Genomic DNA, 26,085 nt, shown 5'->3' on the forward strand with positions numbered 1-26,085 from the left:
TGAGGCGTTGAGCTAACCTGTACTAATTGCCCGTGAGGCTTAACCATACAACACCCAAGGGGTTTTGATGGACTCAATGCAAGAACGATTGAATGTGTAGTAGAACTTAAAATCAGTTTTCCAGATTAAAGAATTTGCTTGGCGACCATAGCGATTTGGACCCACCTGACTTCCATTCCGAACTCAGAAGTGAAACGAATTAGCGCCGATGGTAGTGTGGGGTTTCCCCATGTGAGAGTAGGACATCGCCAGGCTTGCTTACTGTTTTTAGATTTTAAAAAATCTAAAGGCAAAACTGAGATTTAGCATTATTTAAGTAAGACTAAGTTTTAGTAACAATTTGTGGAGAGATGGCTGAGTGGTTGAAAGCACCGGTCTTGAAAACCGGCGTACGTTAATAGCGTACCTAGGGTTCAAATCCCTATCTCTCCGCCACTATTAAGAAGCCTCGCTAGAAATAGCGAGGCTTTTTTCATTTCTGATGCTTGGAAATAACTTAAAGTATTTGAATTAACCTCTTAGCCAAACATTAGCACCGATAACAACGATAACAGTTAATCACTCTTTTATTATTCAATTGCGAATAAACCCTTCTAGAACATCTAACCACTCTCTGAATATCTATAAAAGTTTGTTAAGCCTGCTTGTCGTACCCCTATTGATACAGGGCTTTTGTTAACAGAAGTACGTTTCTATTCGCTACTGTCTTCAATGTGAGTCAGCGCTTTTAAGCGGCCTCTGACTTACTGCTGATTAATATGACTACTTTGCTTTAGCTTTTACAATAAACGTTATTTAAGCGTTGTATGGAACTTTCCTCCATCGAGCTGAGTACATAACGTCAGATAGCTCATGTACTCGTATATTTTCTATATCTATCCAATATAGTTATGTTCTGCGAGTGTCGAACTGTCTTCCTAGATATTAAGGTTCAACAAATCTGCTTTGCAGAAAATGATTGAAGTAGCTTCACTTGGTTATCAATGAGATAAGGAAGTCTCGTGGGTATGAGTGACAAAAGCCATCGGTGATGGAGTCTCGTTGCTTTTAGGTGGTAGAGGAACGTTCGCGCTGAAACTATGAAGGGTTTTGATAAATTGCAGGTAATAGAAAAGCCGACAGTAAACTGTCGGCTTTCTACTTTCTGAGCCGCTTAGTTGTTTTGAACTAGCGTTAGAGCTTTACGAGAGACTTCGTGAGCCGCTTTAGTTAGGTTTTGCTTCTCTAGTGTGTCTGCTAGGTAAGCATAGTCAGAAACGTCTGAGCGAAGCTTTAGCGCAACTTCGAAATGTTCTTGTGCTTCTTGCCATTTCTCTTGGCGGAAGAAGAAGTGTGCCAATGCACTTTGTGCTGCTGCATTTTCTGGTTCACGTTTCAAGACACCTTCAAGGAAAACAATCACTGGGTGGCTATCTGGTAGGTTTAGCTCTGGCAGTAATTGGTATAGTTCAGGTGTTGGGCTCTTCTTCAGTGCTTCTTTGATCACAGTGAAGGCTTCGGCATCTGCTTTGCGTGAGATGAGCTCGTGAGCAAAACAACCGATCAGGTGAGCGTCTTGTTTTACCTTACGTGGCAGACTGTTCCAGTGTGAGATAAGACCTTCGCTACCTTGTTGCTGAGCCACTTCGTGTAGCAAACCACATTGAGCTTTCTGAATTAGCTCTGCTTGCTCTTCTTCTGTGATCAGTTTGGCTTTACTTAGTTGAGGCATTAGATCGATTAGTGGTTGCCATAGCTTAAGCTGCATGTAAGTAGTTTTTTGCAGGTTAAGAACAATCGAGTTATTCGCGTACTGGCCTTTTAGTGCTTGTAACGTATCGAATGCAGACTCGAACTCGTTATCACGAATGAACTGTTTCGCGCGAGTCAACTCTACTGCTAAGTGCGCATTTTCTTGTTGGCTTGCTAGCTCTAGGTACTGGTCACGCTTTGTTTTGTCACCTTGACCCTGCGCAGCTTCTGACGCTACTAGGTAGCAAAGCAACGGCATGTCGTGATGGTTTGCCCAGCGTGTCACTTTCTTCTCGGCACCTTTCCAGTCCCCTTCAAGTAGCTTGATGATGCCCTCGTTGGTGTAACGACGAGAACGACGCATTTTACGGACGCTAAAGTAGTTCCAAGTGCTTGAGCTTGCGTAAACCAGTTTCTTGACGACATATTCCAATAGGAACAATGCAGCCAGTGCGGCAATCACAAAAATCACTAGGGTAGTGACACTCATCTCAATGGTTTTATTGGCAATTGAGATCAGGACATAGCCTTGTTGGCCTGAGAATTGAGTGCCAACGAATAGACCGGCACCAAGAACAACAAATAGGAAAATAAGACGAACCATTACTTATCCTCCGTACCTGTCATTGTAGTTACTTCACGACGTAAGCGCTCGCGAATGACATCTGATAGCTGGTTTTGACTTTCTAGTTTCGCTGGGTATTCAACTTCGATGTCTTGTTTACTCAACTGGCTCAATGATTTGTTGAACTCTTTAACGGAATTATCATCTTGGTTGAAGAATGCCATTGCCCATTTGTCCGCGGTTTCCAAAGAGGTGGTGTATATTTCCCCTTGTTCTTGGTAAACCGATTTAATCGCTGTTTCGATCTTGGCTTTGATGTTCTCTTTCAAGTAGAAGTGTTGTTGTGGTGAGAGCAACGGAATCACATTGCCATCACGTGTACGGAAGGTAATGAAGTTCTCTGAGAAGTCTTTTAGTGAGGTCATCAGGTTATCTTGCCAGTTTGCAATATCTTCTGATACTTGTTGCTTCTCAACCGCTGCAGCTTCAGGTAGTAATGCATTTGCGAGAGGCAGTTTGTCTACTTGCTGTTGTAGTGCCGTTAAACGCAATACTAGGCCATCACGGTCAACTAGTGGCACAACACGTAGTTTAGTGATGTCGTTTGCCATTGCTTTACGCAAACCTACAAGGCTGGGATCGTTTAGCGCTGCGATACGCTGGTCTGCGCTTTCCATCAATTGAGTAGCACTTTCTACATCATGCTCTAAAAACAGCTTACGACCAGCCAGTTTTACTAGATAGTCAGCTTCTGCTAACAGCCAATCGTTTGGGCGACGGCCTTTCACATCGGCCACTGCCAATTGTAGGCTTTCAATACTTTTTCGTTGCTGACCAAGAACCACTTCAGCTTTGTGCGTTGCTGTCGTCGCTTTTTCAATAGTTTCTTCTTTTACTTGGTTTAGCTCTTGTTTCATTGCTGATTGAGCCTGCTCTAGTTGGCTCTGAAGCTGAGCGATCTGAGTTTGGTATTCTGATTGCTGTTCGAGCATTTTGTATGTCAAACCACCACCAAAAATAAGTGATAAGACGATAGCCACAGTACCCAGCTTCACGCCGCGTTTGCCTTGCTTCTCTTCAAATTCAACTTTGTTTGGTTCTGCTGGTTTGGTTGGTTCAGCAGGCTTTGAGTCTACCTTTTTAGGCTCAGATTCTTGTTGCGGTGTGTCTTTTTCAGCTAGCGGTGCCGATGCAGTTTGTTCGGAAAGGTTTTTATCGTTATTTTTTTGGTCGTTATTTTTACTTGTCATGCCTATATCCTGTGTAGCTAGGGCTGGAGAGCAGCCAGTAATTCTTGGTTGGATGCACTTCCTGTACATCTGACCTGAGAGAAGCCCCTTTGAATTGCGATGTCAGCGATGCGCTGACTGGGGATATACAACTCTTGTTGATTAAGCCAAACCAATTGTTCTGACGTCAATTGGTTGCACAAATAATCCAGTTGTTCACCACTGGTGACGATTATCTGGTCGATTTGTTGGTTTTTCCATAATGAGACACAGCTTACTGGATCGAATGGGATAAATTCTCTCTTATAAGTCTCACTATAGTTAACTTTTGCTCCGCGTCTCACCAATGCATCTTTAATCAGTTCCCTTCCTCCGTTGCCACGAAGGATTAGAACTGTTTGTTTTTCTACATTGTTTAGTTCGGGAAGCTGCAACAAGTGCTCACTATCACTGACTTGTGGATAGTGTACTTTCTGTTGAGTGCATTTGCTCAAATAGTGTGCTGTTTTTTGACCAACGGCAAGGTATATAGCCTGCTTGGGCCATGATTTAGCGTTGTTCTCTAAGATTTTCTCTGCGCATCGCACCGCATGTTGGCTGACTGCAATAATAATTTGCGCATTTTCGATGTATTTGGAGAGGTGCGTATCGCTGAGATCGGCAACGATGTCGATCAATGGATGATGGATTGCAGTAATGCCGTGCCTTTCGAGCAGAGAGCAAAGCGTGATGCCTTGCTCTCCCGGCCGAGTGACCAACACTGCCATGATTATTCGTGGTCTGCGTACAGCTTGGTTAGTATGTCGCGTGCTCCGCCTTCAAGTAGCTCGTTAGCCAATTGAACGCCTAGTGCTTCGGCATCATTGCGGTGACCACGAATTTCACCACGTACAATTAAGCTACCATCAGGCTCGCCAACCAGTGCGCGTAGCCAAATGTTGTCACCGTCAAGCAGTGAGTAACTGCCGATTGGCACCTGACAACCGCCTTCAAGGGTCAGGTTCATCGCACGCTCACAACGTACGCGATCTGCCGTATCTTGGTGGTTTAGTGGCTCAAGTAGTTTAAGTAGACGTTCGTCATCCACACGACACTCAATACCTACAGCACCTTGGCCTACCGCCGGCAGCGATTGCTCTGGCTCGATAAAGCTACGAATGCGCTCTTCTAGCTCAAGGCGCTTCAGACCTGCTGCGGCAAGAATGATGGCGTCGTATTCCCCTGCATCTAGCTTACCTAGGCGAGTGCCTACGTTGCCACGTAATTCTTTGATAACTAGGTCTGGGCGGTATTCTTTTAGCTGACACTGACGACGCAGGCTACAAGTACCTACAACTGCGCCTTGTGGCAGCTCATCAATGTTATTGTAAGTGTTAGAAACGAATGCATCACGTGGGTCTTCACGTTCACAAATCGTCACCAAACCAAGACCTTCAGGGAAGTCTACTGGTACATCTTTCATTGAGTGCACCGCAAGGTCCGCACGACCTTCAAGCATCGCCACTTCTAACTCTTTAACGAACAAGCCTTTACCACCAACTTTTGCTAGCGGCGTATCCAAAATGATGTCGCCTTTGGTCACCATAGTGACGAGTTCTACCTCAAGACCTGGATGAGCGGCTTGAAGTGCGTCTTTTACAAAGTGTGCTTGCCATAGAGCAAGAGGGCTTTTTCGAGTTGCAATGCGAATTGGCGTGGATTGTGTCATGGTCTTCTCAATGCTGTTTAAGTTTTGCTTAATCGTAACACTCAACGCCTGAAAATCTTAATGTTAGTTAGGCTTCTCTTGGTGTCATGAATGGAATTACATTGCATTATGGAAATAGTGTGACTGGATTCTCATTTAGACTAAGGACTATTATTAGTTAGAGGCGAATACGAGCGACACTACTGCGCTATCAATTTTGCGACTAGTGTGGGGTTTTGAAACCGCAACTATTTGCGGGTGGAAATCTTTACCAACTCTGATGAAAGTGTTAAATTGATCACGTTTTTAGACCTTTTTGGTTTAAAACATCAGCAGATTTTCGTGATTGTTCAACCAAGGAACTTCCCTTGCAGGCTTACACCCAAAAACTTATTCAGCGACTAGATAACCTGAACCAGCAACGGATCGACCGTGCGCTGGCGCTTATGGATTCGCAAAGCCAGCAAGTCTTCCACTTGATTCCTGCCTTGTTGAACTACAACCATCCTGTTATTCCTGGCTACTACGATGCTGACGTACCTTATGGTGTGTTTGGTCTAGAGCTGAACGAACTCCAACAACGATTCCTTGATGATACTCAACTGACGATTGGGCAAGCGCTCAAGACAGCAGAGCTACCTGCGATCTTAGGTTTGTACACTATGGGCAGTACCTCTTCTATTGGTCAAAGTACTTCAAGTGATTTGGATATTTGGGTGTGTATCTCACCGGAGATGGATAACGACCAACGCGAGCTGCTGACCAACAAATGCTTGCTGATCACCGACTGGGCTCAAAGCCAAGGTGTGGAAGCGAACTTCTTCTTAATGGATGAAGAGCGTTTTCGTAGCAACCATTCTGAAGAGATGACTGGCGATAACTGTGGTTCTTCTCAGCATTTATTATTGCTGGATGAATTCTACCGTTCTGCAGTACGTCTGGCTGGACAGCGTTTGTTGTGGCAAATCGTGCCACCAGAAATGGAAGAGTGTTACGACGAGTACGTTGCACAGCTTTGTAAAGATGGCTATATCAATTGTGATGAGTGGATCAACTTTGGTCAGCTTAACCGCATTCCTGCTGAAGAGTACTTTGGCTCGAACTTGTGGCAGCTGTATAAGAGTATCGATTCTCCTTACAAATCCGTGTTGAAAGCGATCTTGCTTGAAGCTTACTCGTGGGAATACCCGCACACACAGCTTCTTAGCATCGACACTAAACGTCGCTTCTTTGCCCATGAGCCTGACTTGTACGGCATGGATGCATATTACTTGATGCTAGAGAAAGTAACGCGTTACCTAGAGCGAATCCAAGACGACACACGTTTGGATTTAGTTCGCCGCTGTTTCTACCTTAAAACCCATGAAAAGCTGTCCCGTGAACCTGATGTAGGTTCTGTAGCGTGGCGCCGTGAAGCCTTAAGCGACATGATTGCGAAATGGCATTGGGATGAATCGGTACTGGCAGAACTCGACGATCGCCGTAACTGGAAAGTTGAACAAGTGAAAGTAGTGCACCATTCGCTACTGGATGCTTTGATGCAAAGCTACCGTAACTTGATTCAGTTTGCGCGTCGAAACGATATTACCTCTGCGATCAGCCCGCAAGATATCAGCATTCTTGCGCGTAAGCTGTACGCGGCATTTGAAGTCCTGCCGGGCAAAGTTACCTTACTTAACCCGCAGATCTCTCCAGATCTTCATGAGCCAGATTTGAGTTTCATCGAAGTAAAAGAAGGTGGAGTGAACAAGTCAGGTTGGTACTTATACAAGCAGCCTTTGATTGCACACCGTATTCTTGGTCAGCCTTGCCTTGAGCACCATGAGTATTTGAGTAAGTTGGTTTCTTGGGCGTTCTTCAACGGTTTGATTACCGAGTCAACGCGTTTGCACGCGGTGGTGCGTGAGGCGCAGTTAGACATCGATAAGTTCTACCAAATGGTGAGTGACCTACGTAACACCTTCTCGTTACGCAAGCGTCGCCCAACCATGCAAGCGTTGGGTAGTCCGTGTGAAATTAGTCAGATGGCGATGTTCATCAACTTTGAAAATGACCCAACGGCAGAGCTGTCTGGCCGCTCACTCAAAGTGGATGTGAAGAACACCGATATCTTCAGCTTTGGTCCTGAACAAATTAACTTGGTCGGCAGTGTTGATTTAGTTTATCGCAACTCATGGCACGAAGTGCGTACACTGCACTTCAAAGGTGAAACCGCGATGTTGGATGCATTGAAGACCATTCTTGGCAAAATGCACCAAGACGCGATTCCGCCAGAGTCGGTGGATGTATTCTGTTACGCGAAGAACATGCGTGGCGTGATGCGTAATATGGTTTACCAACTATTAGCTGAGTGTATCGACTTACGTTTGAAGCCTGTTGAGCAAGAGAAACGCCGTCGCTTTAAAGCCATACGTCTTGCCAACCAAACTTATGGTTTGTTCTTTGAGCGTCGTGGCGTATCGGTTCAGAAACTCGAGAACTCAGTTGATTTCTACCGCAGCATTTCAACCAACAAGCTGAAAGGTTCGCCGCTGTTGATGCTGGATCGTGAGCAAGAGTACCAGCTACCAGAAGTCGTAGATGGCTTTGCGAGTGAAGGTTTAGTGCAGTTCTTCTTTGAAGACACTGACGATGGTTTCAACATCTACGTATTAGATGAGTCAAACCAAGTTGAGGTTTACCACCAATTCAGTGGTTCGAAAGATGAAATGATTGCGTCAGTGAACAGCTTCTACACCTCGGTGAAAGATGACAGTCGTGTATCGTCAAAGTTCATTAACTTTAATTTGCCGCAGTACTACCAAATCATTCATCCGGAAGAAGGGAATACCTACATTATCCCTTACCGTAATGATGGCTGTACGCCAACTCGTCCAACTAAAGCGGTAAATGCGTAAAACGAATAATAAAAAAGAGCACCTCGGTGCTCTTTTTTCGTTTAGGTGACTGGTCGTCACAAATACTCATTTTGCTTATGGCCAATCAATGGTTTCGCCAGCGTGCTTTTCACACTCTTCTTTCACCATTTCAAACAGTTCCATGCCTGTTTTTGAGCAAGTCCATTTGTTCTCGAGTAGCTTGAAATGGAAGCCACCAGATTTCGACGCTAACCAAATCTCATGCATTGGCTCTTGGCGGTTAATGATGATTTGGCTGCGGTCTTCAAATTCTAATGTCATTACGTTGCCAGTGACTTCGTAATCAATGTCTGCGCCTGATTCATCGATGGATTCTTCGATGATTTGCATCTGTGCGTCCACTAGTTGATGAAATTCAGTATCGTTCATCCGTCTATCCTATTGCTTTTCCTGAGTGTGGTGCGATTATAGGGGGCATTGGTTTAATAATCACGATATGCAAAATGAAAAAATTACTTACTGTGTTGTTTGTGATGGTTGCAGCGACACTGGCCGGTTGCGGCCAATCAGGCTCACTTTACATCCCAGATGACGCTCAACAAAACGAGCAGTCACAATAATCAGCCACACCTTAGGGTGAAAACAGGGTTTAGCAGTCGAATTAATTAAGGGAAGCGAATTTTGGATTACTTCAACTATCAGGATGATGGCCAGCTTTGGGCCGAAGACGTCTCACTCCACGATCTTGCCGAGCAGCATGGCACTCCTCTTTATGTTTACTCACGTGCAACGCTAGAGCGTCACTGGAATGCGTTTGATAGCGCTGTGGGTCAGCATCCTCATCTTGTTTGTTATGCAGTAAAAGCAAACTCCAACCTTGGCGTATTGAATGCACTGGCTCGTTTAGGCTCAGGCTTTGATATTGTATCGGGTGGTGAGCTTGAGCGTGTTATCGCGGCTGGCGGTGATGCGAAGAAGGTTGTGTTCTCAGGCGTTGGTAAAACGCCGGCAGAAATGAAACGCGCACTGGAGTTGGGTATTAAATGCTTCAACGTGGAATCAGAACCTGAGCTAGAGCGCTTGAACAAAGTCGCGGGCGAGCTAGGTGTGGTTGCACCGATTTCTCTACGAATTAACCCTGACGTAGATGCAAAAACGCACCCTTATATTTCGACTGGTCTGCGTGACAACAAGTTTGGCATCGCTTTTGACCGTGCTCCGGCAGTATATAAATTTGCTCAGAGCTTACCAAATCTCAATGTGCAAGGTATCGACTGCCACATTGGTTCTCAGCTGACTGAGATTGAACCTTTCATTGACGCTACAGATCGTCTATTAGCGTTGATTGATGATCTGAAAGCACAAGGCATCAACATCCGTCATCTGGACGTTGGTGGTGGTCTAGGCGTGGTATATCGTGATGAATTGCCACCACAGCCTTCGGATTACGCGAAAGCGTTGCTAAGCCGATTAGAGAACCACCAAGAGCTAGAGCTGATCTTCGAACCAGGTCGTGCGATTGCAGCGAATGCGGGTATTTTGTTAACGCGCGTGGAATTCCTAAAACACACTGAGCACAAAAACTTTGCCATTATTGATGCGGCAATGAACGACTTGATGCGTCCAGCACTTTACCAAGCATGGCAAGATATCGTGCCAGTCTCACCACGAGCAGGTGAAGCACAAACTTACGATTTGGTGGGGCCTATCTGTGAAACTGGCGATTTCTTGGGCAAAGATCGAGCGCTAGCACTGCAAGAAGGTGATCTACTCGCGGTTCGCTCTGCAGGCGCCTATGGTTTTGTGATGTCTTCGAACTACAATACGCGTACCCGAGCGGCGGAAGTAATGGTGGATGGTAACCAAAGCCATCTTGTTCGCCAGCGTGAGGAGCTGACCAGTTTGTGGCAGCTGGAACAGATTCTACCGGAGTAACACACAACAAATGCATTTCCACTTTTCCAAAATGCACGGTTTGGGCAACGACTTTATGGTCGTCGACTGCATTACCCAAAACGTGTTTTTCTCCCAAGACTTGATCCGTCGTTTGGCGGATCGTCACACGGGCGTTGGCTTTGACCAACTGCTCGTGGTTGAAGCGCCGTATGATCCAGAAACCGACTTCCACTACCGCATTTTTAATGCCGATGGTAGTGAAGTTGAGCAGTGTGGTAATGGCGCTCGTTGTTTTGCGCGTTTTGTGCGTTTGAAAGGACTGACCAATCGATACAGCATTAGTGTTAGTACCAAGAAAGGTAAGATGATTCTTGATGTTGAAGACGATGGTGATGTAACGGTAAATATGGGCGTGCCTGAATTTGAACCAAGCAAGATCCCTTTCAAAGCGAAGCAAAAAGAGAAAACCTACATCATGCGAGCAGGTGAAAAAACCTTGTTCTGCGGTGCCGTAAGCATGGGCAACCCTCATGTTGTGACGGTGGTTGATGATGTTGATACGGCTGAGGTGGAAGCGCTTGGTCCATTGCTTGAGTCACATGAACGCTTCCCTGAGCGTGTGAATGCAGGCTTTATGCAGGTAGTGGATCGCAACAACATCCGTTTGCGTGTGTATGAACGTGGTGCGGGTGAAACCCAAGCTTGTGGTAGTGGGGCTTGTGGTGCCGTTGCGGTTGGCATTTTGCAAGGTCTTCTGGACGAGAACGTGAAAGTTTCCCTTCCGGGCGGTGACCTACGCATCTCTTGGCAAGGCCCAGGCAAACCATTATTTATGACCGGTCCTGCAACGCACGTATTTGATGGTCAATTGTCGTGCTAGTTGAAGAGCAAGAGAGTCAAGTCTCAGAAGTTGAAGCGGATGCTCTGACGGCGGAAGTCGTTGCGCAGTACTTAAAAGACCATCCAGATTTCTTTGTTCAGCGTCCTGAACTGATCGACCGTTTATCGATGCCGCATGTTGATTTGGGCACAGTTTCTTTGGTTCATATTCAAATGAACCGCCAGCGTCAGCGTATTGAAGAACTGGAAGAAGAGATCACGACACTGATGTCGTTGGCGGCAAATAACGATCGCACCTTCTACGAATTCATGGATTTGCAAGGGCAAATCCTCAAGTGCGGTGACTTCAAGCAGGTCATCAACGCCATTGAACTCAAAGCCAAAGATCTTGGTTTGAAGGCGTATGTGTGCCTATTGAGCCAGTGTGATGCTGCGACTCAATTGAGTAAGGAAAGCTACCAACGTTTTGCTACCAATCACTTAAACGGAAAAGACGCTTACTTAGGCCGTTTACGTAAAGTGGATCGCGAGGCGTTGTTTGGGAATATGGATGTTCCAGAAATGGGTTCCTATGTGGTGTTGCCACTCGTGAAAAAGCAGACGCTTGGTGTACTGGCATTTTCTAGCGAGGATGGCGGTCACTTCCAACCAGATATGGACACCTTGTTTTTGCGTCACCTATCCTTAGTAGTGGCACATCTCGCTCAAACATTGGTATGGCAAAGTCACCATGACGACAACTCCCAACACTCCTCTGCCAAATAGTCTTCAAAAGCCTCTTGAACGCTTCTACGAATTCTTGCGAAGCGAAAAGGGGCTTAGCCTGCACACCCAACGCAACTACAAACAACAATTGGAAACCATGGCTCACCACTTGGCTGAGATGGGGTTGAAAGATTGGTCGCAAGTCGATGCGGGTTGGGTGCGTCAATTGGCAGGTAAAGGCATGCGTGAAGGTATGAAAGCCAGCAGCTTAGCGACGCGCTTATCTTCTCTACGCAGCTTTTTCGATTTCCTGATCCTGCGTGGAGAAATGTCAGCGAACCCAGCCAAAGGGGTTTCGGCGCCACGTAAGAAACGTCCACTACCAAAGAACCTCGATGTAGATGAAGTAAACCAATTGCTTGAAGTTAACGAGGACGATCCGTTAGCGGTGCGCGATCGCGCCATGATGGAGCTAATGTACGGCGCTGGTCTGCGTTTGGCCGAGTTGGTCAGCATTGATGTTCGTCATGTTCAATTGCGCAGTGGAGAGTTGCGTGTGATTGGTAAAGGCGACAAAGAACGTAAAGTCCCGTTCTCTGGTATGGCAACAGAATGGGTCGGTAAGTGGTTGCGTGTGCGTGGTGATTTAGCTGCGCCGAGTGAGCCAGCGTTGTTTGTGTCTAAGCTGGGTACGCGAATCTCACATCGCAGCGTGCAAAAGCGCATGGCGGAGTGGGGGCAGAAGCAATCTGTCGCGAGCCACATCAGCCCGCACAAGCTGCGTCACTCGTTTGCGACCCACATGTTGGAATCGAGCAATAACTTACGTGCGGTGCAAGAGTTATTGGGGCACGAAAACATCTCCACCACCCAAATCTATACCCACTTGGATTTCCAACATTTAGCGCAAGCTTATGATCAGGCGCATCCAAGAGCGCGTAAGAGAAGCGACGACAAGTCGGATTAACCAAGGAATCCCATGAAATTCTACCGCCGTATTACGCCTGTAAAGGCGATGACGTTTGACCTTGATGACACTCTCTATGACAACTACCCAGTGATAGTTCGTATGGAGCGTGAGTTATTATCTTGGCTACAACACTATCATCCGGCGGTCGCTCATATGGATAAAGCCGATTGGTTTGCACTCAAGCAACGTGTCGTGCAGCTACAACCTGGGCTGAAGAGTGACGTCACTTTGTGGCGTTTAATGCAGCTCAAGCAAGCCTTCTCCCAAGTGGGTTACGATAACGAAGCGTCCCATGCCGCAGCGCAAGCCGCAGTAGAGGTTGCTTTAGATTGGCGTAACCGTTTTGAAGTACCACAGCAAAGCCTCGATGTACTTGCTGAACTGGGGCAAGAAATCCCGCTGGTAGCAATCACCAACGGCAATGTGGATTTAGATCGAATTGGTCTAACGCCTTATTTCCAACAAGTACTGAAAGCAGGGCCGGATGGTCGTGCGAAGCCGGCGCCGGATATGTTCAGTAAAGCACAGCAGTTTCTGGATTTGCCAAGTGAACATATTCTTCATGTCGGTGACCACTTAGTAACAGATGTTCAAGGCGCGAAACTCGCGGGTTTTGCCGCATGCTGGTTTAATGATATGAATAAAAATGTCATTACTCAGGCAAAAACGCGAACGTTACCTGACATTGAAATCAATAACTTGCAGTCGTTACTCGCGCTTTTGTAATCGCTTTCGCATTAATCCATTCAATCTTAATTCTGACCCTAGAAAAGCCGCCTAAAGCCACGTAAATTACTCTCATCAAAGTAAAATAATAAAACTACTTTCATGTGGTGTGGCTTGATGACGGCAGTGGTAGGGTAAATGCGAGCATTCTCTCAACTGGTTCAAAATGTGGATCAGCTTAATGACTTTTTAGTCACTTCTCAGTGTTGTGCAGATAAACGTTATCTGGTGCAACTCTTATCCACCCAATCACGCGACTCCGCCGTCTCGCTCGCACGGGCAATACTCGAAAGATTACCCAACACGCACATCATAGGTCACAGCACTCGTCACGTTATCTTGGAAGGTGAAATCATTAACCATGGCTGCTTAGTGTGTGTGATGGAGTTTGAGCAAACCACGCTCACGTCTGCGGTTCAGCATTATTCCTTCTCGCCAGATATCGATGGCTACGATCTCAAGCAAGCTTTACAGCTACAAGATAACTCCAAAGCCATTATTAGCTTTTCTGTCCAAATCGAACGCCGTGATTATCCGATGTATCGCGTATTTGATGCCGACGGTCCGAAGGTTTCTGGCGGCTTGGCTCAAACCATCGATGACGGCTGTTGGGTTCTGCATCAAGACCAAGTTTATGACGAAGCGGTTGTCGCGGTTGCCTTGCACAGCGATACCTTGAAAACATGGACGAGCGCGTATTCTGAGTGGAACCCGATTGGCATGCCGCACAAGGTTACTCACGCCAAAGGGACGCGTTTGTATCGTTTGGGGGAGCGTAAAGCGCTGGAAGTGTACAAACATTACCTTGCTGATGGGCACGACCTGACGCTTAATCAACTGCTGAATTTCCCACTTTATCGAGAATCCATTGGGCGCAAAGAGGTGTGTGCCGTGACGGAAATCCATCCCGACGGCAGCATGAGCTTTGATCGCCCTTGGTGTTTGGGTGATGAAGTGCAGTTTTGTTACAACCATCCTTCGTTAACGCTTGAGCAAGTTCGCCATGGGGTGGTGGAGCTTTCCATGCATCAGCCTGAAGCAGTGATGATTTATAACTGCGCATCGCGACTTGATTTTATTGATAGCAGCGATGAAGTTCGCGCCTTCACGGACATTTCCCACACGTCGGGCAGTTACTGCATGGGCGAGTTGTACGGCGAGAATCACCAACAAGAAATTCTGCACCATAGCCTGACTTACTTGGCGATGCGTGAAGGGGATGAAGTTACCGCGCTTAACATGCCACAGCAAGAAGTGAGCACTTCTATTTCTCCCTTGTTTAGTCTGATTCGCAATGCGATTGGCGATCTAAACAACATGAATGCTCACATGGGCTATCAACTCGATCGTCAAGCGAAAAAGCTAGAACAGAGCTTTCGCCGAGATAGCCGCACAGGATTACAAAATCGCGTTGCGTTGCAAGAGCGTTTGATCAGCATTGATACCGATGAGCATTTACTGACACTTAAACTGCTTAACTTTAGCCATATCAACGAAAAGTACGGTTATCGCGTTGGCGACCAACTGTTGAAAGACTTGTCGATGCACTTCAGCAATCGCCTACGTAAACGCCTTGGTAAACCGGCTGCGCTACAACTTTATAGCATTGGTGTTGGTGAGTGGGCGTTCTTATTTAAAGCTGACACCAGTAGTGAAGCGATCAAGCAACACTTTACTCGCTTTGCTGACGCGGTCGAGCAAACCAACTTTGAACCAAGTGGCTTACGAGACATTGATTACCTTTCGATTTCATTGTGCGGTGGCTTGGTTAGCCGTCGTGATTTCCCAACGGCATCGCAGGATGAATTGCTCCTCAAAGGCATTGAAGCACGAAGAGCAGGGGTGCGCAGTAATACTCACATCTGTAATGCCAAAGATATTGAGGTCAATGAAGATGTGCGAAAAGAGCAGTTGGGTTGGCTAAGCTGTGTGAGCCGCGCCATCCTCAAGCAGAACATCATCACCTACAGTCAGCCAATTGTGCACGCTTATAACCATCGTCCTGCGAGCCAAGAGTGTTTGGTACGCATCATGGAAGAGGATGGCAGCATCATTGCGCCGGGGCGTTTCTTACCCATCATTTCTGATACGCATTTGTACACGCGTTTGAGCCGTCACATGATTCGTTCAACTCTCAACTACATGCAAGACCAGCATGGTGACTTCTCAATTAACTTGTCGCCTCAGGATCTACTCAGCGATAAAACCTTGATGTTGCTTGAACATGCTATTACCCAACTTAACGACCCAAGACGGATTGGTTTAGAAGTGTTGGAATCAGAGCAAATCAAAGATTATGGACGAATGATTGAGGTGTGCAGCCACTTTAGAAGCCTAGGCGCACGCATCATTGTTGACGACTTTGGTTCGGGGTATTCCAATATTGATGAGATCCTCAAATTAGAGCCAGAAGTAATTAAGCTCGATGGCAGTTTGATTCGCTACATCGACAAAGACCAAAAGCAGCGCAAGATTGCCTCGCAGTTGGTGCGTTTGTGTCAGGTGTTTAACGCTAAGACTGTCGCTGAGTTCGTGCACAACAAAGAGGTGTGCGACATTGCGCAGGACATGGGGGTGGACTATCTGCAAGGTTATTATTTGGGTGAACCGACACGTTTGTTTTAATGTAGCTTTGCTCTAATTGAGCTTAAGAGCTCTAAAGTTTTGTTTCACGTGAAACAGCATCCAATAAAAAACGCAGCGTTAGAGCTGCGTTTTTTTGATTCTTAAGAATGTTAGGCTTTGAACTCGTGACCACTTTTCTCGGCTTGGAAACGAGGAAGGTATTGCTCGAAGAAGTTCAGCATCTGTTTCTGGTTTTGCTCTTCACCGAGTTGCCCGAGCAATTGGGCAGCCACTTCAAAGGTACATAGATTACCTTCTTGCTGGTTGCGACGCAGTTGATATTGGGAATCGGCTTGAGTGGCTAAGCCCATCATAGCGACGCCCTCTAGCCAACGGCTTTTATTGATCATCTTGCGCGCCTCTTGCCAAGTCGCATCAAGAATGATGTACAGCGGTCGTCTGCTTTGCTCGTTAGTTTGTTGCTGCACTTGTTCAAGTGTCAGGCTCTCTTCACTTGGGAATAGCAGTACTGGCAGTAGGCTTGGATTCGCTAGCGTTTCTAATAACTCCGCTGGTGGTGTTTTTCGGTCCCAAACGACTTGAGTGACATTCAGTTGGCACTGGGCGAGCAGTTTGCCAGTGTTGGTATCGCGCGTCAGTTCATTAGGGTGCATTAACAGCATCAGCGAGTGTTCACTGCTTAACTTAGGCAGCAGTGAACAGATGCAGTTGAACTGGAAGCCACAATGTGGACAAGGCTGCGCCATTACAAGCGCACTCCATCACGAACAGGGCTGATGCCATCTGAGAACAGACGCACTCCGCTGACTTGTTCTTTGCTCGCTTTTGGCGCCAAGCTTGGGTTGATTGGGTAGCTTACGCCTGTGTATTGCATCACGTATTGCCCCGGTGTTGCACCGCCTCCGCTGACATTGAAAATCAGGTCACGCCAGCCGTGCGAGGTTTGTTGACCAAGCATAATTGGGCTTTGCACTAGCGTCATACGGCTGTTGAAGCGCCACTCTTTCTCGTAGTTTTCGAAGACGAGTAGAGTACAACCGCCAGAGCCACACCAATCAAGTTGCACCAGTAATTCTTCATCACCATCGCCATTCAGATCGTAGGTCAGCCAACGGTATTGGTTATTGCTTGGGTTGGTTTGATTAATGAAAAAGTAGTTACGTACCGCCGCATCCACTTTTGAATTAAATTCGGCACTGGATGGCACGTCAGCTGCACCAATTGGATCGTTGTTGCGCTCGGCTGCTGGTTGTTCTGTGCCTGAGTGACGCACTGTTGCTGGATATAGCACTAAACCGCCATCGGCAATGGGGTAAACCAAATTGCCCACTTTCTCTTTGACTGCTTTCAGCTGGTTGCCTTCGCGAGTAAATAGGCGCTCGGTCATTAAGCGTTGTTGCTGGTGGTGAGTCATCAATACTTGGACTTGCGATGGGCTCAGTTGTTGCCAGTAGCCGCGTTCAATCAATGGGGGTTGCCCGTCTGAATAGTTGTATTTGGTTGTCGCACTGTGGTCGCTGTTAAGTGTCATTTGTACTTCAAACCCTTGCGACTGGGTTGACGTTGCTACGTAAGTGTTTACCCACTCGAGTGTTGAATCTACGTTGGCCGCCATACCGCAGCCTTGGTAGGTTTTATCGTCATGCGCTAGTGTCGCTTTCCAGCCGTAGAGAGAGTTGTTCATGGTGTCTGAACACAAGTTCTCGGTCATGCGTAGTTCGCCGTCATCCAGTTGGTAAGTACGCTGACGAGGTTGCAATTTACTGCTGTCGATTTTTAGCGTTTGTGTCGACTTGCCCATTTGCTGGAACTTGAGTGTGTTGCCTTCAAAGCTGGCAGCCCAAGACGGTTCATTACCAAATACGCGAGTAGGTTTGCTGGTCTGTTTGCAGCGATGCGGATTTTCTGTGGTGAGGAAGTTCACCTGCTCAACCACAAAGTTAGCATCGAAATCTGCAGAAAAACCGTCGACGCCTGGTGGATTGAGGTGACCAATCACTTCACCATACATGGTTTGATAAGGTTCGTTGGTGATGGCCACTGCACGTTGGATTTGTTGTGGTGACAGTTGCAGCCAGTATTGTTTGTCGCTGCCACAAGGTGTGATGTACTGGCTTTCATGCCCAATCACGACTTCACCACGCAGCATAAAGGTTTGAGGTAAGATGGTTTCTGGCTTATCTAAGGACGCAGGCGGAGTGGTTGGTGTGTCTGCATCGGACTGCTGTGGTTGCATGCTACATGCTTGCAGGACCAGCAGTGTGGCTAATGCCACTGGGTTTTTCAAAGCCTTCATGTTATATCTTCCTCATTACTCAATCTGCATCGGATGGCATTATGGCATATTGGTTATTTAAAACAGAACCAGATACCTTTTCTATTGACACGCTTCGAACCCAAAAGGTTTCATGTTGGGAGGGAGTTCGTAATTATCAGGCGCGTAATATGATGCGTGACCAAGTTAAATTGGACGACTTGGTGCTGATTTACCATTCCTCTTGTAAGAACGTGGGTGTGGCAGGTATTGCCAAAGTGACTCGTGAAGCGTATCCCGATCATTTCCAGTTTGACCTTGAGAGCGATTATTACGATCCAAAATCCGACCCAGAAAATCCGCGTTGGATAATGGTGGATATTGAGTTTGTGCGTAAGACTGAACGCTTGATTCCGTTGTCGGTCATGAAGGCGATGCCAGAGCTAGAAAACATGCCATTAGTGAAACGCGGCAATCGCTTATCGATCATGCCGGTGAGCGAAGAAGAGTGGCAAGCAATCCTCGGTAAAGAGAAGTTGCCGAGTCAGCGATAAAAGAAAAGGGCTGCATAGTGCAGCCCTTTGTGATTTTGCCGATAACCTGCTGTTGGTAGCCAATACAGGTTATAGCAGATGATCTTGCAGGTAGTGTGCAACCGCATCGTCGGCGTTGCTGCCGATCACTTCATTGTTTGGTAGTGCTTTCATCACTTTCTCGTGAGAGGTGCCCATCACCAAACCTTTACCCGCCATCGATAGCATTTCTACGTCGTTCATGCCGTCACCAAACGCAATGGTGTTTTCTAGTGTCAAACCAATTGATTCTGCCACTGCTTTTAGAGCGTCACCTTTAGAAACACCCGCACTCATTACTTCCAGACACCAAGGTGTTGAGAATGCGATGTTTAGTCGATCGCCAAACTGTTCACGCAGCTTCGTTTCGAAGGTAACAAGGTGTTCATGGTCTTGCGCTGGGTGGGTGAAGAACACTTTTGCAATGCCGTCTGTTGGCGCATTGTCTTGGTCGTACAACTTGTAAGTGAACTCTTCGTGGAAATCACGCAGTTGTTCGTCGTCTTTGTTCAGCAACCAGTCGTCATTTTGATACATGTGGATAAGTATTTCAGGATCCGTTTTGATCGTGTCGATCACCGACTGCACCAAATCTTCTGGTACGTTCTGGCTGTACATCTCTTGATCATTCTGGTCGTGCACACGAGCGCCGTTTGAAGTGATCATATAAGCCGGAATACCTACCGTGCGACGAATGCTTGCGACGTCTACGTGGTGGCGACCCGTTGCAAAGACAAATGTGTAGCCTTGTTCATGCAGCGCTTTGAGCGTCTCTTTCGAGTAAGCGCTTAGCTGGTGGTTTGGTGCGAGTAAAGTGCCATCCAGATCTGAGGCAACGATTTTAGTGATCTCTTTGCAAGGTAGCGATGTGCTCATGAAGCCCTCGTAAACGGTTCGGATAGAGTAGAACAGGTTGATTGCACACGGAGCGCAGTAGATTGACTAGGTCGTACTGCTCCGAGTGCGGGGAACATGATGAAGTTTACGCCAAAATAAGGAGGAAAAAGAGGGTAAATCGCGGACCTCGTATTTCCTCTTTAATTCATTTTATGCGCTTTGAGCACGCATAAAGGAAAAGACAGCGTCCAGAGCTTGGTTACGATACTGGTCTTTTTCGAACAAAATTTCGTGCTCTGCACCAGCAATCGAAACTAGGCTGGCATTGGGGTTGGTCTTACTTAGTTTGTCGATAAAGCGTTGCTGCGCTGCGTTACTCACGATGCGATCGTTACCTGACTGAACCAATAAAACCGGAACTTTAATTTGGCGTGTCAGCAAAATACATTGCTTAGCAGCCATTAACCCTTGCCATACCCAACGTGTGCTTGGCCCCCCGACTTGCAGTTCGGGCTTGTCGTTGTATAAACCACGGAACCAATGATAGCGATCGTAGCTTTGGCTAAGGGGGTTATCTTCAAACGGTTTTGTGTAATACGCTTTATGTCCCGGAGCATAGCTAGGCTTTGTCGAAACTGCCGCTAAGATTTGGCTGACCGGAATCGCGATAGGGCTGAGATACCAAGGTAGGTTGATACCAAACATTGGGGAACTCAGAATCAAACCATCAAAGTTGTGTTCTGGATGCGTTTGCAGATAGCGCGTGGCGATCGCACCGCCCATTGAGTGGGCAATGATAAAACGCTGTTGGTATCCGCTTAAATCAAGCTGCTGCAGCACCAATTCCATATCTTCAATGTAATCATTAAAGTCATAGACGTGACCCATGTCTGAGTCTGGAATTAAGCGATCTGATAAACCTTGTCCTCGGTGGTCAAACGAATACACGTCATAACCCTGTCGGTACAGGTCGTAGAACAGTTCTTGGTATTTCCAGGAAGCTTCAATGCGACCGTTAACGATCAGCACGGCTTTTGTGTGCTCAGGATTGGTGAGTTTGCACCAGTAGATTTTCTTTTTCTCTGTCCCTTTTACAAAGCCTTCTTGGCGTTCTTGCCAAAGTGCTGCGATTGGACCACCTATTGCTTGCTCAAATAAAGTCTCTTGAGTATAAGTCAAAGGTGAATGGTTAATAGCCATTAGTCGATTACCTAAAGATACGTTGTTACCGCGACGTATCATCGAAGAATTATTGAGGAAATGCAATGGATACCCATGTTTGGTTAGCCTATGTGGTAACAGCAATTGTTTTTAGTCTGGCTCCGGGATCTGGTACCGTCAACTCGATCAGTAATGGTCTGAGTTACGGCACGCGTAAGTCATTGGGTGCTATCGTTGGTTTACAAATCGGTTTGGCGATTCATATTGCTCTGGTTGGTGCTGGTATCGGTGCGTTGGTCGCTCAATCGGCAACGGCATTTACCGTGATCAAGTGGGTGGGAGCGGCTTACCTTGTGTGGCTTGGCATTCAAAAGTGGCGTGATACATCCGGCTTGGTTGCGACCGAAAGTCACCAAACCATGTCAGGTACTTCTCTGTTGTACAAAGCCATTCTTATCAACCTGACTAACCCGAAATCGATCGTATTCTTGGTGGCACTGTTTCCACAATTTATTGACCCAGCGAAAGACCAACTGACTCAGCTGTTGGTTTTGGGTGTGACCACAGTGACCATTGATGCTTTTGTGATGCTGGGTTACACCAGTTTAGCCGCACAAATGGGGCGTTTTATTCGCTCAGATAAGATCATGGGCAAAATTAATAAAGTATTCGGTTCAATGTTCATGGGATGTGGTGCATTATTAGCGGCAGCTAAGTAATAAGTTATAAAAAGCACAATAATTTCGAATGAAAAATGCGTATGTCGCCCGCCAGCCTATCTTTAATCGAAAAAGACAGACGCTGGGATATGAGTTGTTGTTCCGTGATGGTGAAAGTAATGCCTATCCTGCACACATCGATTCAAACAGGGCGACATACCGATTGATAGTAGAGAACTTTCTCTCTGTCGGAACCAATCCTCTGATTGCATCTTCACGATGCTTCATCAATTTTCCTCACCAAAGTTTGCTGCGTCGGTTGCCTAGAAGCTTGCCGAAAAACAAAATCGTGGTTGAGGTACTCGAAACCTGCCAACCAACCGATGAACTGCTTGAAGCCATTCGTGAACTTTATCGTGAAGGCTATTTGATTGCGCTTGATGACTTCACGTTGACTGACGAATGGCGTCGTTTCTTACCGTATGTCCATATCGTGAAACTCGATATCATGGCGATGGGGCTAAAAAAGGCATGCGACTTAGTTAAGAAGCACACTAAAAAGCGCACCAAATACCATTTCTTAGCTGAGCGAGTAGAAACCGAAGCTGAGTTTGAAGCGACCAAAGAGGCAGGCTTTAAATTCTTCCAAGGCTACTTCTTCAGTAAGCCAGAAGTGATGCAGACTAAATACGTGAGCCCCGAGCAAGTTCTGGCGCTTAAGTTATTTAGAGAAGTGTGTGTTCCCGATCCTGACTTCGACCGGATTGAAAACATCATTACCCAAGATGTCACGCTGTCGTACAAGCTACTGCGTTTTGTGAATACGCAATCGACCACGTTAGAAGTGACCATCACTTCATTCCGTCAAGCGTTGATTTATTTGGGGCAAGAGAAACTCAAAATGTTTGTCTCGTTAGTGGTAGCGTCTTATATCTCCAGCACGAAACCGCGCGAGTTATATAACTTGTCTCTACAAAGAGCACAATTCTGCGAGGCCATGTCACGTTATCGACCTCTTTCGCATCTCAACGAGCAGGGCTTTATGGTTGGCTTGTTGTCGATTCTCGATGCCATGCTCGATTTGTCTGTCGAATCTTTAGTTGGGCAGTTGCCGTTAAGTCCTTCCGTGCAGCAAGCTTTGTTGCATCGCCAAGGTGAATACGGCGCGTTACTGGCAATTGAAGAGTGCTACGAGCGTGCAGACTGGGCTGGCGTGGAGCAATTCTCCCAGCAACTTGGTCTTTCTGTTGATGATGTGAAGTCTGAACTTGGCGAAGCTGTGCGCTGGAGTCAGACCTTTTCTGGCGCCTAATCTGATCAAATATTAAACTTTTATTACAGTCGAGCACGATCGCTTGACGGCATCCTCTTTTTAAATAACTATATACGCATATCCATATATAGGTATGTAAGTATGCTTCCACATCAGTTCTTCAAACTTCTTTCCGACGAGACTCGTGTGCGTTGCTTAATGCTGGTGGTTCGTGAAGGGGAAACTTGTGTTGGTGATTTAGCTCATGCGCTACAACAAAGCCAACCAAAGATTTCTCGCCATCTGGCTCAGCTAAGATCAAATGGTATTTTAGTTGATAAACGCCAGGGGCAATGGGTGTACTACGAGCTGTCAGATCAATTACCGGGATGGATGCAAAAATTGATTGATGACTTGGTAGCCTCGAATTGCTTGAAGCAAGAGTACCAAGAAGATATTTCACGTTTGCAAGACAAAGCTCGTGCAGCGTGCTGTTAACCAGCGAAAGCTTAAAGGTAGAAGATTATGACGATTAAAGTAGGTATTAACGGTTTCGGTCGAATTGGTCGTTTGGCATTACGCGCAGCGTTTGATTGGCCAGAGCTAGAGTTCGTGCACATCAACGATGTAGCGGGTGATGCAGCAACTCTTGGTCACTTACTTGAGTTCGATTCAGTTCAAGGTCGTTGGAATCATGCAGTGCAAGTTGAAGGCACAGACATGGTGATTAATGGTAAGCGCATCACGACTTCACAAGAGCGTGATATCGATGCTGTGAACTGGGGTCAATGTGATGTTGTGATTGAAGCAACGGGCGTTCATCGCAAAACCTCATTCCTAAACAAATACCTAGAACAAGGCGTAAAACGTGTTGTTGTTAGCGCACCAGTAAAAGAAGACGGTGTAGCTAACATCGTAGTGGGTGTGAACGACCACATCTTCGATCCTGCGCAGCACCGCATTGTAACCGCAGCGTCTTGTACAACTAACTGTATTGCACCAGTCGTGAAAGTGATTCACGAGAAACTGGGCATTGAGCAATCGTCATTCACAACGATTCACGATTTAACTAACACACAAACGATTCTGGATGCGCCGCACAAAGACCTACGTCGTGCACGTGCATGTGGCATGAGTCTGATCCCAACCACTACGGGCAGTGCAAAAGCGATTGTTGAAATCTTCCCAGAGTTGAAAGACAAGATTAACGGTCACGCGGTTCGTGTTCCTCTAGCAAACGCCTCACTTACTGACATCATTTTTGATGTGAAACGTGATACCACGGCAGAAGAGGTTAATGCACTGCTGAAAGAAGCTTCTGAAGGCGAGCTAAAAGGCATCCTTGGTTTTGAAGAGCGCCCATTGGTCTCTATCGATTACAAAGGCGACCAACGTTCAACGGTCGTTGATGCGCAATCAACCATGGTTGTGGGTTCTCGTATGGTGAAGATTTACGCTTGGTACGATAACGAAATGGGTTATGCGACGCGTACTGCAGAATTGGTTCGTAACGTTGGTATGGCATAAGGAGTTTTAAGATGTCTCATCCTACATGGCAATTAGATTTAGAAACGGGCGCTTTGGTACTGACTCCATGTCCTGGTACCAAAGGTGTAGAACTGCAAGCTTCGCTAGAGCAGCTAAAAGCGCAAGGCGTAGAAGTGATTGTTACTGCCCTTGATAATGCTGAATTAGCAGCAAAAGACGTGTCTGCGTTGGGCGAATTAACCCAACAGTTGGGCATGAAATGGTTCCAAATTGAGATTGAAGATGATTGTGCTCCGGACGAAGAGTTCGCTGCAAAATGGTCACAAGCGAGTCCTGAGCTGCACGCGATTCTTGCTCAAGGTGGCAAGGTTGCCATGCATTGTATGGGTGGCTCTGGTCGCACAGGTTTGTTCGCTGCGCACCTACTGCTAGAGAAAAATTGGGTGCTAGAAGACATCGTGCGTGAAGTGCAAGCGCTGCGTCCTGGTGCTTTCACAAAGCCAGTACAAGTTGAGTACATCGAGCGTGTGGTTCAAAACGCTTGATCAGCTTATATAGCTTTTGGAACATCATGTTCTAAAAGCTCTCTTTATGCCGTAATGGCTTACCAATTTATGTGATTCTTGTTTACTGATTCTGTGTTTAAGTCATTGTTTATTAATAAATAAAATTTAGATTTCTCATCAGTTATTGTTTCACAATTTAGCGCCAGCATTGAGATGACTCAATGCTGGTGTTCAGGTCATAGAGCATTTGGTACATCATGATCTAAATGCTCTAAACACTGTACATCTGAGGTCGTTATGATTTCAAAACTAAGCAAAAGTATCCGTCAGTATATGCTGGTGACGTTCAACTATTGGAACTTCACCGTGACGGATGGTGCACTCCGTATGTTGGTGGTGCTTTACTTCCATGACTTAGGCTACTCAAGCTTAGCCATTGCTTCGCTGTTCCTTTTCTATGAATTTTTTGGCGTAGTGACCAACTTGGTTGGTGGCTGGCTAGGTGCTCGACTTGGTTTGAACAAAACCATGAACGTCGGCTTAGGGATGCAGATTTTTGCCTTGCTGATGTTGGCTGTGCCCAATGCTTGGTTGACCATTCCTTGGGTAATGGCGGCGCAGGCAATTTCAGGTATTGCCAAAGATTTAAACAAGATGAGTGCCAAGAGCGCGATCAAAACTTTGGTGCCAGACGAGCAGCAAGGTGCACTTTATAAGTGGGTTGCGATCTTAACGGGCTCAAAGAATGCGCTGAAAGGTGCGGGTTTCTTTGTTGGTGGTTTGTTGTTGTCGGCGTTTGGTTTCCAAACTTCGATGGTCATCATGGCAAGTGTGCTGGCTGTTGTGTTTGTATGCAGCTTGATCTGGCTAGAATCGGATATGGGTAAGGCGAAGAGCAAACCTAAGTTCCGTCAAATTTTCTCTAAGTCAGAATCGGTGAACATTCTTTCCGCTGCACGTATGTTCCTATTTGGTGCTCGTGATGTGTGGTTTGTTGTTGCACTCCCGATTTATCTTGGCAGCGTGTTTGGTTGGGAGCACCTGATGGTAGGCGGCTTCCTTGCGGCTTGGGTGATTGCTTACGGATTCGTTCAAGGTTTTGCGCCTCGTATTACTGGCAAAGCGCAAGGTCGAGTGCCAGATGGCAGCGCGGCTCTGATTTGGGCAGGAATCCTTGCCGTCATCACTGGTGCGATTGCTTATGGCGTGCAAATCGGTTGGCAACCAGAGCTTGTTATTGTGGTGGGCTTGATGATTTTCGGTGCTGTGTTTGCGGTGAACTCATCTCTGCACTCTTACCTGATCGTTAGTTATGCGAAAGGCGATGGTGTTTCATTGGATGTCGGCTTCTACTATATGGCGAATGCGATGGGACGTTTGATTGGTACGGTTCTATCCGGTTGGATTTACCAAGAAGCGGGTCTAGCGGCATGTTTGTGGGTGTCATTTGCTTTCTTAGCGCTAACAACTCTAATTTCTATCAAGCTACCAAAGGCCAAAGTGGTTACGGCTTAAATCGGCTTACGACTTAGAAATAAAAAATGGCTCCATATTGGGAGCCAT

General features: G+C 46.5%; 23 protein-coding genes, 1 tRNA gene, 1 rRNA gene and 1 pseudogene. 17 read left to right on the plus strand and 9 right to left on the minus strand.

Translation table 11 applies throughout. The features are described from left to right. The first annotated feature begins 137 nt into the window (after positions 1-137). Both rrf and ATB76_RS24810 read left to right on the plus strand, forming a co-directional pair. A 5S ribosomal RNA gene (rrf, locus tag ATB76_RS24805) occupies positions 138-254 on the plus strand. A 90-nt stretch (positions 255-344) separates the two neighbouring features. Next, positions 345-435, plus strand: a tRNA-Ser gene (locus ATB76_RS24810). Positions 436-1,153: 718 nt separating this feature from the next. Here ATB76_RS24810 and ATB76_RS24815 read toward each other — a convergent pair. The 4 genes from ATB76_RS24815 to hemC are packed head-to-tail and all read right to left on the minus strand — an operon-like array spanning position 1,154 to position 5,233. Continuing rightward, positions 1,154-2,335, minus strand: coding sequence for a heme biosynthesis HemY N-terminal domain-containing protein (locus tag ATB76_RS24815; RefSeq protein ID WP_045464515.1), 1,182 nt, complete (start codon positions 2,333-2,335; stop codon positions 1,154-1,156). Beyond that, positions 2,335-3,546 carry a uroporphyrinogen-III C-methyltransferase gene (locus ATB76_RS24820; protein WP_038872495.1) on the minus strand — a complete coding sequence of 404 codons (1,212 nt, stop codon included), beginning with the start codon at positions 3,544-3,546 and terminating at the stop codon, positions 2,335-2,337. Before ATB76_RS24820 ends, ATB76_RS24815 begins: the two co-directional genes overlap by 1 nt. A gap of 17 nt (positions 3,547-3,563) precedes the next feature. After that, positions 3,564-4,292, minus strand: a complete 729-nt coding sequence (locus ATB76_RS24825) for a uroporphyrinogen-III synthase (protein ID WP_042603116.1) — start codon at positions 4,290-4,292, stop codon at positions 3,564-3,566. A gap of 2 nt (positions 4,293-4,294) precedes the next feature. After that, entirely contained in the window at positions 4,295-5,233 is a 939-nt protein-coding gene (gene hemC / locus ATB76_RS24830; RefSeq protein WP_038872501.1) for a hydroxymethylbilane synthase, read from the minus strand. A gap of 347 nt (positions 5,234-5,580) precedes the next feature. Here hemC and ATB76_RS24835 point away from each other — a divergent pair, with 347 nt between their 5' ends. Next, on the plus strand, positions 5,581-8,109 hold the full coding sequence (locus tag ATB76_RS24835) for a class I adenylate cyclase (protein WP_038881543.1): 2,529 nt from the start codon (positions 5,581-5,583) through the stop codon (positions 8,107-8,109). A gap of 75 nt (positions 8,110-8,184) precedes the next feature. On the opposite strand, the gene cyaY is transcribed toward ATB76_RS24835, so the two are convergent. Then, positions 8,185-8,499 (minus strand): iron donor protein CyaY, encoded by a 315-nt coding sequence (gene cyaY, locus ATB76_RS24840; RefSeq protein WP_038872506.1) that lies wholly within the window; start codon positions 8,497-8,499, stop codon positions 8,185-8,187. Here cyaY and ATB76_RS27605 point away from each other — a divergent pair. From ATB76_RS27605 to ATB76_RS24875, 7 genes and pseudogenes are all read left to right on the plus strand, one after another. After that, positions 8,479-8,690, plus strand: a pseudogene (locus tag ATB76_RS27605) (lipoprotein). The gene cyaY and the pseudogene ATB76_RS27605 sit on opposite strands and share 21 nt — an antisense overlap. A 61-nt stretch (positions 8,691-8,751) precedes the next feature. Then, entirely contained in the window at positions 8,752-10,005 is a 1,254-nt protein-coding gene (gene lysA / locus ATB76_RS24850; RefSeq protein ID WP_061036254.1) for a diaminopimelate decarboxylase, read from the plus strand. Between the two features lie 10 nt (positions 10,006-10,015). After that, entirely contained in the window at positions 10,016-10,846 is an 831-nt protein-coding gene (dapF, locus tag ATB76_RS24855; protein ID WP_038872510.1) for a diaminopimelate epimerase, read from the plus strand. After that, positions 10,840-11,571, plus strand: coding sequence for a DUF484 family protein (locus tag ATB76_RS24860; protein ID WP_038881540.1), 732 nt, complete (start codon positions 10,840-10,842; stop codon positions 11,569-11,571). Before dapF ends, ATB76_RS24860 begins: the two co-directional genes overlap by 7 nt. Continuing rightward, positions 11,537-12,478 carry a tyrosine recombinase XerC gene (gene xerC, locus ATB76_RS24865; protein WP_061036255.1) on the plus strand — a complete coding sequence of 314 codons (942 nt, stop codon included), beginning with the start codon at positions 11,537-11,539 and terminating at the stop codon, positions 12,476-12,478. The genes ATB76_RS24860 and xerC overlap by 35 nt, the downstream gene beginning before the upstream one ends. 12 nt (positions 12,479-12,490) lie before the next feature. After that, complete coding sequence (gene yigB / locus ATB76_RS24870; protein ID WP_061036256.1) at positions 12,491-13,207, plus strand: 5-amino-6-(5-phospho-D-ribitylamino)uracil phosphatase YigB; 717 nt, start codon at positions 12,491-12,493, stop codon at positions 13,205-13,207. Between the two features lie 138 nt (positions 13,208-13,345). After that, complete coding sequence (locus ATB76_RS24875) at positions 13,346-15,832, plus strand: EAL domain-containing protein (RefSeq protein ID WP_061036257.1); 2,487 nt, start codon at positions 13,346-13,348, stop codon at positions 15,830-15,832. 110 nt (positions 15,833-15,942) lie between these two features. Here ATB76_RS24875 and ATB76_RS24880 read toward each other — a convergent pair whose 3' ends face one another. Together ATB76_RS24880 and ATB76_RS24885 are read right to left on the minus strand one after the other, a co-directional pair. Further along, the gene (locus ATB76_RS24880) at positions 15,943-16,539 is read right to left on the minus strand and encodes a tRNA-uridine aminocarboxypropyltransferase (RefSeq protein WP_038881532.1); all 597 of its coding nucleotides are present in this window, start codon (positions 16,537-16,539) and stop codon (positions 15,943-15,945) included. Continuing rightward, positions 16,539-18,089, minus strand: a complete 1,551-nt coding sequence (locus ATB76_RS24885; RefSeq protein ID WP_061036258.1) for a hypothetical protein — start codon at positions 18,087-18,089, stop codon at positions 16,539-16,541. The genes ATB76_RS24880 and ATB76_RS24885 overlap by 1 nt, the downstream gene beginning before the upstream one ends. Positions 18,090-18,130: 41 nt before the next feature. Between ATB76_RS24885 and ATB76_RS24890 the strand changes: the two genes are divergently transcribed. Further along, on the plus strand, positions 18,131-18,601 hold the full coding sequence (locus ATB76_RS24890) for an EVE domain-containing protein (RefSeq protein WP_039977277.1): 471 nt from the start codon (positions 18,131-18,133) through the stop codon (positions 18,599-18,601). Between the two features lie 69 nt (positions 18,602-18,670). Here the strand turns inward: ATB76_RS24890 and ATB76_RS24895 are convergent, their stop codons facing one another. Further along, positions 18,671-19,495 carry a Cof-type HAD-IIB family hydrolase gene (locus ATB76_RS24895; protein WP_061036259.1) on the minus strand — a complete coding sequence of 275 codons (825 nt, stop codon included), beginning with the start codon at positions 19,493-19,495 and terminating at the stop codon, positions 18,671-18,673. Positions 19,496-19,666: 171 nt separating this feature from the next. After that, positions 19,667-20,656, minus strand: coding sequence for an alpha/beta fold hydrolase (locus ATB76_RS24900; RefSeq protein WP_009705166.1), 990 nt, complete (start codon positions 20,654-20,656; stop codon positions 19,667-19,669). Between the two features lie 65 nt (positions 20,657-20,721). Here ATB76_RS24900 and rhtB point away from each other — a divergent pair, with 65 nt between their 5' ends. The 6 genes from rhtB (at position 20,722) to arsJ (ending at position 26,037) form a co-directional block, all read left to right on the plus strand. Next, on the plus strand, positions 20,722-21,336 hold the full coding sequence (gene rhtB / locus ATB76_RS24905; protein ID WP_005452019.1) for a homoserine/homoserine lactone efflux protein: 615 nt from the start codon (positions 20,722-20,724) through the stop codon (positions 21,334-21,336). Positions 21,337-21,364: 28 nt separating this feature from the next. After that, positions 21,365-22,588: an EAL and HDOD domain-containing protein gene (locus ATB76_RS24910; RefSeq protein ID WP_038872529.1), complete on the plus strand. Its 1,224-nt coding sequence runs from the start codon at positions 21,365-21,367 to the stop codon at positions 22,586-22,588. A 102-nt stretch (positions 22,589-22,690) separates the two neighbouring features. After that, positions 22,691-23,026: a metalloregulator ArsR/SmtB family transcription factor gene (locus ATB76_RS24915; protein ID WP_061036260.1), complete on the plus strand. Its 336-nt coding sequence runs from the start codon at positions 22,691-22,693 to the stop codon at positions 23,024-23,026. Positions 23,027-23,053: 27 nt separating this feature from the next. After that, positions 23,054-24,055 (plus strand): ArsJ-associated glyceraldehyde-3-phosphate dehydrogenase, encoded by a 1,002-nt coding sequence (locus ATB76_RS24920; RefSeq protein WP_039977274.1) that lies wholly within the window; start codon positions 23,054-23,056, stop codon positions 24,053-24,055. A gap of 11 nt (positions 24,056-24,066) precedes the next feature. Continuing rightward, complete coding sequence (locus ATB76_RS24925) at positions 24,067-24,561, plus strand: cyclin-dependent kinase inhibitor 3 family protein (RefSeq protein WP_061036261.1); 495 nt, start codon at positions 24,067-24,069, stop codon at positions 24,559-24,561. A gap of 258 nt (positions 24,562-24,819) precedes the next feature. Continuing rightward, entirely contained in the window at positions 24,820-26,037 is a 1,218-nt protein-coding gene (arsJ, locus tag ATB76_RS24930) for an organoarsenical effux MFS transporter ArsJ (RefSeq protein WP_061036262.1), read from the plus strand. Positions 26,038-26,085: the final 48 nt, after the last annotated feature.

Origin of the sequence: Vibrio sp. MOR3 (assembly GCF_001557775.1) — a bacterium.
Taxonomy (GTDB): Bacteria; Pseudomonadota; Gammaproteobacteria; order Enterobacterales; family Vibrionaceae; genus Vibrio; species Vibrio jasicida.

Coding starts and splice junctions, on each gene's coding strand:
- ATB76_RS24815 (WP_045464515.1), bottom strand. CDS start 2,335: ATGGTTCGTCTTATTTTCCTATTTGTTGTTCTTGGTGCCGGTCTATTC.
- ATB76_RS24820 (WP_038872495.1), bottom strand. CDS start 3,546: ATGACAAGTAAAAATAACGACCAAAAAAATAACGATAAAAACCTTTCC.
- ATB76_RS24825 (WP_042603116.1), bottom strand. CDS start 4,292: ATGGCAGTGTTGGTCACTCGGCCGGGAGAGCAAGGCATCACGCTTTGC.
- hemC (WP_038872501.1), bottom strand. CDS start 5,233: ATGACACAATCCACGCCAATTCGCATTGCAACTCGAAAAAGCCCTCTT.
- cyaY (WP_038872506.1), bottom strand. CDS start 8,499: ATGAACGATACTGAATTTCATCAACTAGTGGACGCACAGATGCAAATC.
- dapF (WP_038872510.1), top strand. CDS start 10,016: ATGCATTTCCACTTTTCCAAAATGCACGGTTTGGGCAACGACTTTATG.
- xerC (WP_061036255.1), top strand. CDS start 11,537: ATGACGACAACTCCCAACACTCCTCTGCCAAATAGTCTTCAAAAGCCT.
- yigB (WP_061036256.1), top strand. CDS start 12,491: ATGAAATTCTACCGCCGTATTACGCCTGTAAAGGCGATGACGTTTGAC.
- ATB76_RS24875 (WP_061036257.1), top strand. CDS start 13,346: ATGCGAGCATTCTCTCAACTGGTTCAAAATGTGGATCAGCTTAATGAC.
- ATB76_RS24880 (WP_038881532.1), bottom strand. CDS start 16,539: ATGGCGCAGCCTTGTCCACATTGTGGCTTCCAGTTCAACTGCATCTGT.
- ATB76_RS24885 (WP_061036258.1), bottom strand. CDS start 18,089: ATGAAGGCTTTGAAAAACCCAGTGGCATTAGCCACACTGCTGGTCCTG.
- ATB76_RS24890 (WP_039977277.1), top strand. CDS start 18,131: ATGGCATATTGGTTATTTAAAACAGAACCAGATACCTTTTCTATTGAC.
- ATB76_RS24895 (WP_061036259.1), bottom strand. CDS start 19,495: ATGAGCACATCGCTACCTTGCAAAGAGATCACTAAAATCGTTGCCTCA.
- ATB76_RS24900 (WP_009705166.1), bottom strand. CDS start 20,656: ATGGCTATTAACCATTCACCTTTGACTTATACTCAAGAGACTTTATTT.
- rhtB (WP_005452019.1), top strand. CDS start 20,722: ATGGATACCCATGTTTGGTTAGCCTATGTGGTAACAGCAATTGTTTTT.
- ATB76_RS24910 (WP_038872529.1), top strand. CDS start 21,365: ATGAAAAATGCGTATGTCGCCCGCCAGCCTATCTTTAATCGAAAAAGA.
- ATB76_RS24915 (WP_061036260.1), top strand. CDS start 22,691: ATGCTTCCACATCAGTTCTTCAAACTTCTTTCCGACGAGACTCGTGTG.
- ATB76_RS24920 (WP_039977274.1), top strand. CDS start 23,054: ATGACGATTAAAGTAGGTATTAACGGTTTCGGTCGAATTGGTCGTTTG.
- ATB76_RS24925 (WP_061036261.1), top strand. CDS start 24,067: ATGTCTCATCCTACATGGCAATTAGATTTAGAAACGGGCGCTTTGGTA.
- arsJ (WP_061036262.1), top strand. CDS start 24,820: ATGATTTCAAAACTAAGCAAAAGTATCCGTCAGTATATGCTGGTGACG.